We start from the raw sequence: 2,960 nt of genomic DNA, 5'->3' as shown, positions 1-2,960 counted from the left end.
GTAAATAACTCGATAAAATAAATAAAGTCGATTTTGATTATTAAAGCTAAATGGAAAATACCTATAAAAATCTCTTGATAAATATTGTACCGGAATGCGTTGAGAAATGTTTTCATAAAGCTGTGTATATTCTTTTATAGGATATTGATTTTGAAGTATTTCAAGCAATTCCTTATATAATTCAAAAGTAATCATTTCTGTTTTTTTAACATCAATGACAATTTCAGAAATATTTCTTTCTATTAAAAAACTTTTTAATTCATCTAACTTCAGGCTTTTAATACCATTCAAATTAAATTGAAATGGGTTTTCTGTATCGGTATTCAAATAGGCTTTCACCTTTGTATGTGGATCTGCTTGTTCTAAACCTAAAACCAATTCTTCTAATTGCTCAGGGTCGCATATTAGCACAACTTTTTTCTTAAACTTTTGTTTTGTAAATAAATACAAGTAAAACATACGCCAAGATAATAAGGAAAATAATACGGTGAACAAGAAAAGTAGTATATAAATTCTATTATTTGGTAGAGAAGGGGAATAAATAGGGGTAAATAAATAACTAATAACAATGGCAAATGAAGTCATCAAGACACTTTTAGTAATTTGATTAAAATTACTAGCCACTTGCAAATTATACATTTCAAAAATGGCACCATACCCGAGAATATAACTCAATAATACAAAAACATATGAAATTTGTGTGAAAAAATTTAAAAAATATTGCAAATTAAATATCAACCCTTCTAAATATAAAGATATAAATATGACTATTATATCAAATAATTTTAATAGGATTTTACGTTCAGAGATTTCAAAATGTATTTGATTGTTTGATTCCATGTAAAATGCAAAATTTGAATTGGAATGGCAAGATAACAAATATTTTGACAAATGTAATATTATTTTTTTAAAATTTCAAACCATTTGTATTTAACTTCTCCCCAATAAAATTGTGATGCAGATAGCTGAGCGTTATGAGCAATTTTTATATATAAAATACTGTTATTCAACAAATTAGAAATTTGAAAGACCATTTCATCCACATCATTTTTATTGACTAAAATACCTGTTTCCTGATGATTTATTAAATAAGGAATGCCACCTACGTTTGTAGAAACAACCACTAGTCCTAAACTCATCGCTTCTATTAATGAAACAGGCATATTATCAAAATTTGTAGTATTTATAAAAAAATCAAACTCTTTTGATAATTGAATCCATTCTTTTTTAGACAATATTCCTGTAAACTTTACTGACAATCCCAATACATTAGCTAATTTTTTTGAACGTTCAAAACTTTCATCTTTTTTGGGCCCCACCATACATAATGTAGCCTTTGGATAGCTTTGTTGTAATTTTTCTAAAACATAAAGTGCCATTTCTGGGTTATATGTTTGATCAAAAGCCCTTACCCAAAGGAGTTTTGGTGCTATTTCATTTCTAAGTAAAAATTGATAATCATTTTCATTTATAGTATTTGGTATTAAAACTAAATTATTATATTTTTTTTTAAATTCATCATATAAATAAGCAGAAGGAGCTACATTACAATATGAATTTTTAAAGATTAGATTACAAAAAAAAGGATTAATTTTCAATCTTTTAGGTAAATTACCGCCGTGCAAAATGGGGATATATTTTAAATTCAATAATCGACAACATTGGCTTGTACACAAAACATACCAAAATCCAAAAGTACTATAGGTATCAATTAGCACATAATCTATTTTAAATGAATATTTTATTATAGAAAATAACATGTCCAGTATCCTTATTAACCAATTTTTATATGTAGAAGCATATTTTACTACATAATGCTCTTCTGTCAATTGCTTACCTAAAGTGTCAATTGTTGTAGGATTTGAACCTTTTGAATTCAATTTATTACCAATATATAAGATAAAAGCCATTTAAAAATATTTATGTATTATATTTTTCTTTAACTACAAATAATAACGACAACCCATACATAAAAGCCGGAGCTGCTATTCTCATTGCTGCATGATTGATGGTAAAAAACCAAAAGAAAATAAACGGAAGTAAATATAAATGGTTTTTATTTGGAATGTACATGTAAATTGGAACAAAAATTAAAATAATTATTGCTAAAATACCAAATATACCGTGTTCAGCTAACAATCTTGTTATTTCGCTATGAGACGCAAGATCAATTCCAAATTCATCAGCCCGTTGTTCTTTAACTTTTCCAACACCAATTCCCCAAATTGGGTGGTCTAAAAAAAATCCTAATTCAATATCTGCCAATTTTTCACGCCCTGTAAATTTACTTTTTTTAACACGTCCTAAAGCATCTTTATTTTCATATCTATTTTCTAAAAGTCCATTCGTTTGAGAAACGCTATAAATCCAAACAAAACTAAAAAGCATTATTAATACACTTAAATAGGCTACAATTTTTGTTTTTAGAACAACATTTGCTCTTTTGAATAATATGATGATCAATGTTAAGATAACGAAAATACCACATAAAACACCGCCTCTTGAAAAAGTAATAAAAGCACGATAGGACAAGATAAAAAATAAGGCTAAATTGAGAATTAAAACCAATTTATTCGTTGAAAAAAAAAGAATTCGTACAAAAAAAACAAACATGCCTAATCCTAGAATTGTCGAAACTTGATTTGGGCCATATCCTCCTGATGTTGTAAAATTAGATCCCGTAGAATTAATTACTGTACTAAAATCAATATTTAACGAGAAAAAGATAATATAAAATAAAGTAGAGACTATTGGAAAACCAATTAACATTAAAATATTATGAATTTCTTCTAAGGTTATTTTTTTATTAAGACAATAAATAGAACAAAATCCTAAACATAAAGAACCTGATATGTTAAATAAAATCGCATTTTTTACATTAATTTCTAAACCTAATGTTTCAGCACCAATTAATATACCAGGAATTAATAAAAATAAAAAAAAAACATAAAAAAAAACTC

At 26.2% G+C, this 2,960-nt stretch carries 2 protein-coding genes and 1 pseudogene; all 3 read right to left on the bottom strand.

The genetic code is table 11. The features are described from left to right. Positions 1 to 840 (bottom strand): annotated as a pseudogene (locus B0A58_RS15665) (sugar transferase); the annotation flags it as partial. A gap of 59 nt (positions 841 to 899) precedes the next feature. Beyond that, on the bottom strand, positions 900 to 1,910 hold the full coding sequence (locus B0A58_RS15660) for a glycosyltransferase family 4 protein (RefSeq protein ID WP_089081817.1): 1,011 nt from the start codon (positions 1,908 to 1,910) through the stop codon (positions 900 to 902). 10 nt (positions 1,911 to 1,920) lie between these two features. Next, the coding region (locus B0A58_RS15655) for an O-antigen ligase family protein (protein ID WP_089081816.1) at positions 1,921 to 2,960 on the bottom strand (1,040 nt) is incomplete at its 5' end.

The organism is Flavobacterium branchiophilum NBRC 15030 = ATCC 35035 (genome assembly GCF_002217205.1).
Taxonomy (GTDB): domain Bacteria; phylum Bacteroidota; class Bacteroidia; order Flavobacteriales; family Flavobacteriaceae; genus Flavobacterium; species Flavobacterium branchiophilum.
This window is presented reverse-complemented; position numbering and strand designations above follow the sequence as displayed.

Excerpts from the sequence above, each read along its gene's own strand:
- B0A58_RS15660 (WP_089081817.1), bottom strand. The coding sequence starts at position 1,910 with ATGGCTTTTATCTTATATATTGGTAATAAATTGAATTCAAAAGGTTCA.